Raw genomic sequence first — 4,197 nt, 5'->3', positions numbered from 1 at the left:
GGACTTGATCCGGGACCGCTGGCGGTCTTTAGGCGAGCGTTGTCGCGCGGGGTGCCGCGCCCGTGAGGTCGGCTGTTCATGGCCAGCGGTCCCGGATCAAGTCCGGGACGACGCCTACTTCCAACGATCGCGCATTTGTTCTAGTGCCCCGCGATCATGACCGAACAGCGCGACTATCGTAGCACCGTCTTCCTGCCGAAGACCGATTTCCCGATGAAGGCCGGACTCCCCCAGAAGGAGCCGGGCATTCTTGCGCGCTGGCAGTCGGAAAAGATTTACGAGAAGACCCGTGACGCCCGCCGCGGCCGCGACAAGTTCGTGCTGCATGACGGCCCGCCCTATGCAAACGGCGACATGCACATCGGCCACGCGCTGAACCACATCCTCAAGGATATGGTCGTCCGCACCCAGACCCTGCTGGGCAAGGACGCGCCTTATGTTCCCGGCTGGGACTGTCACGGCCTGCCGATCGAGTGGAAGGTCGAGGAAGAGTACCGCAAGAAGAAGAAGAACAAGGACGAGGTTCCGGCGGAGGAATTCCGCGCCGAATGCCGCGCCTATGCCCAGAACTGGGTGAACGTGCAGCGCGAGCAGCTCAAGCGCCTCGGCATCAACGGCGATTGGGACAACCCGTACCTGACGATGGACTTCCAGGCCGAGGCCACCATCGTCGGCGAACTGCTCAAGTTCGCCGAGAACGGCATGCTCTATCGCGGCGCCAAGCCGGTAATGTGGTCGCCGGTGGAGAAGACCGCCCTCGCCGAAGCCGAGGTGGAGTACGAGGACATCACCTCGACCCAGATCGACGTGGCGTTCGAGATCGTTGAGTCGGCCGTGCCCGAACTGGTCGGCGCCTATGCGGTGATCTGGACGACGACGCCCTGGACGATCCCGGTGAACCAGGCTTTGGCTTATGGGCCGGAGGTCACTTACCACCACTATAGAGCGGCCGACGGAAGGCGCTTCTTGGTGGCGGCCGATCTTCTGGAAAGTTTCTTCCGGCGGACCGGCCTTGGCCCGATCGCCAATCAAGGGCCGGGTGGTTCTCCCACAGATCTGAACGAATACGCACTCGGCAACTATCAAGGCTCCGACCTCGCCGGCACCATCGCGCGTCACCCGATGCACGCGCTCGGCGGCTTCTTCGCCGAGCCGCGTCCGCTGCTGGCGGGTGATTTCGTCACCACCGAGAGCGGCACCGGCCTCGTCCACATGGCGCCCGACCATGGCGAGGACGACTTCGATCTGTGCAAGGCCAACGGCATCAACCCCAAGTTCGTGGTCGAGGCCGACGGCAAGTACCGCGAGGACTGGCTGTGGCTGGCCGGGCAGGGCTCGGTCATCAATCCGAAGTTCAACGCCCCCGACGGCCCGATCTGCTCTGACCTGCGCGAAGCGGGCGGCCTGCTGGCGGCTTCGGCGGACTACAAGCATTCCTACCCGCACTCGTGGCGTTCCAAGGCCAAGGTGATCTACCGCTGCACCCCGCAGTGGTTCGTGCCGATGGACAAGGCGATGACGCATATTTCGCCCAAAACCCCGGCCGACAAGCGCTGGGAGAACGAGGGCGGGGCGATCGATCCCGCCGAGGAAAACCTGATGGACGCGCCGACGCTTCGTCAGGCGGCGCTGCAGGCCATCGCCGAAACCCGCTTCGTTCCCGACAAGGGCCGCAACCGCATCGGCGCGATGGTCGAGGGGCGCCCGGACTGGGTGCTCTCGCGCCAGCGCGCCTGGGGCGTGCCGATCACGCTGTTCGTGCACCGCAAGACCGGCGAATACCTCGTCGATCCCGCCGTCAACGAGCGTATCCGCGCCGCGATCCTGGCGAAGGGCGTCGATGGCTGGTCGGACGAAGCCGCGCAGGACCTGCTCGGCAACGGCTACAACGCCGACGATTACGAGCGCGTCGCCGACATTCTCGACGTCTGGTTCGATTCCGGCTCCACGCACGCTTTCGTTCTGGAATCAGGCCGTTGGCCCGATCTGCTGCGCCCCGAAGGCTATACCGGCCCGCAGGCGGACCTCTATCTCGAAGGCTCCGACCAGCATCGCGGCTGGTTCCAGTCCTCGCTGCTGGAAAGCTGCGCCACGCGCGGCCATGCGCCGTACAAGGCGGTGCTGACCCATGGCTTCACGATGGACGCCAAGGGTATGAAGATGTCCAAGTCGCTGGGCAACACGATCAGCCCGCTGAAGGTCATGGAGACCAACGGCGCCGACATCATCCGTCTCTGGGCGCTCTCGGTGGATTTCACCGAGGACCACCGCATCGGCGACGAAATCCTCAAGGGCGTCGCCGACCAGTACCGCAAGCTGCGCAACACCCTGCGCTACCTGCTGGGTGCACTGGACGGCTTCGACGAGGCCGAGCGCCTTCCCGTGTCGGAGATGCCCGAACTGGAGCGCTACGTGCTTGCGCTGCTGGGCAAGCTGGACGCGACGCTGCGCGGGGCGATCGATGCCTTCGACTTCAACACCTACGTCCGGTCGCTGCTCGATTTCTGCAACGAGGACCTCTCGGCGTTCTTCTTCGATATCCGCAAGGACTGCCTCTACTGCGACGCGCCGGCGGACCCCAAGCGCCGCGCCTACCGCACGGTGCTGGACACGCTGTTCCACGCGCTGATCCGCTACGCCGCGCCGGTGATCGTGTTCACCGCCGAGGAGACCTGGGGATCGCGCTATCCGGACGGCGACAGCGTTCACCTGCTCGAATGGCCGGAAGTTCCGGCTGTCGAGACGACCGGCCCTGACGGCGAGATTTGGCTGTTTGAAAACAACGAGCCGATTGTTCGTTGGGATACGCTCCGGCAGCTGCGCCGCGAGGTTACCGAGAAAATCGAGCCGCTTCGCCGCGAAAAGATCGTTGGTTCCAGCTTGGAAGTGGAAGTTACGGCTCCATTCTCGGATGCCGCAGCCTTCTTGCCTGAATTGTTCATCACCAGTGCAGTCAAGTACGGCGATGAGCTGATCGTGACTAAAACCGAGCATCACAAGTGCGGCCGCTGCTGGCGCCATCTCCCGGAAGTGACCGAGGACGGCGCGCTGTGCGACCGCTGCGACGACGTCGTGGAGCCGGTGGAATGAACCCCTGGATGAAGCGCGCGATCGGCCTGCTGGTCGCCGTGATCGTCTATGCGATCGACCAGGGCATCAAGGGCTGGATCACCGAAGGCATCGATCTCGACCGGATCGGGCAGGTCTATGTCTTGCCGTTCTTCAACCTGACGTGGACGCAGAACTTCGGTGTCTCGCTGGGCCTGTTCACTGCGGGTTCGCCCGAGGGCCGCTGGGCGCTGGTCGCCATGACCGGCGCGATTGCGGCCTTCGTGTTCGTCTGGCTGCTGCGCGAGCGCAAGCTGCCGGAGATCGCGGCGCTCGGCATGGTGCTGGGCGGGGCGGCCGGAAACATCCGCGACCGTTTCGGCGTCGGCTATGTCATCGACTATGCCGACCTGCATTTCGGAGCATGGCGGCCCTTCCTGATCTTCAATCTTGCGGATGCCGCCATCACCATCGGCGTCCTGATTATCCTTGCCCGTTCCCTGTTTTCGCGCGACAAGCCCGAGACAGAGGCGCAACCCGCCCCGATTGCAGATTAAACGCGAGTTGAATTTGATGCGCATGAAGAAAACCGCTGCCCTCCTCCTCGTCGCGACGGGCGCGGTCATGCTGTCCGCTTGCGGCAGCACCGGCCTGTTCAACCGTGCTCGCCCCGACGAGTTCGCCGTGCAGCGCCAGACCCCGCTGGTGGTGCCGCCCGACTTCTCGCTGAGCCCGCCGAAGCAGGGCCAGCCTCGCCCGACCGACGATTCGGTGCAGCAGCAGACGCTCGATGCGCTGTTCGGCGGCCCGCAGGCCCGCAGCGACATCGAGAAGTCGGCGCTCAGCCTGGCCGGCACCGCCGAGCCGTCGATCCGCTCGACGGTGGGGGATCCGCAGACCTACACGGTCGCCAAGGGTCAGCTGACCCGCGCGATCCTCGCCGCGCCGGAAGGCGACGGGCGTGACGCGCAGACTGCCGTGGGCGGTTGATCTTTGCGCTGGAGCGTAACGAGAAGGGCCGGGCGAAAGTCCGGCCTTTTTCGTATCGGCAAGGCGCAACCCCGTCATCCCAGCGAAGGCTGGGACCGCTGGCCTGTTACTGCCAGAGCGATTGCCCCACCCTTCGTCATTGCGAGCGTAGCGAAGCAA

3 protein-coding genes are annotated in these 4,197 nt (G+C 64.8%); all 3 read left to right on the top strand.

Going from position 1 to position 4,197, the window contains the following annotated elements; all coding sequences use genetic code 11:
* Positions 1–156: 156 nt before the first annotated feature.
* From ileS to ACYPYD_RS01635, 3 genes are read left to right on the top strand one after another with little or no spacing between them, the layout of a single operon-like run.
* Entirely contained in the window at positions 157–3,090 is a 2,934-nt protein-coding gene (gene ileS / locus ACYPYD_RS01645; RefSeq protein ID WP_459661825.1) for an isoleucine--tRNA ligase, read from the top strand.
* A gap of 8 nt (positions 3,091–3,098) precedes the next feature.
* Entirely contained in the window at positions 3,099–3,605 is a 507-nt protein-coding gene (lspA, locus tag ACYPYD_RS01640; protein WP_037521283.1) for a signal peptidase II, read from the top strand.
* Positions 3,606–3,621: 16 nt separating this feature from the next.
* Positions 3,622–4,038 carry a DUF3035 domain-containing protein gene (locus ACYPYD_RS01635; protein WP_008832503.1) on the top strand — a complete coding sequence of 139 codons (417 nt, stop codon included), beginning with the start codon at positions 3,622–3,624 and terminating at the stop codon, positions 4,036–4,038.
* Positions 4,039–4,197: the final 159 nt, after the last annotated feature.

The sequence above is a fragment of the Novosphingobium sp. 11B genome (assembly GCF_054589055.1).
Note: the sequence above shows the minus strand (reverse complement) of the source record. Positions and strands in the feature narration are given on the sequence as shown.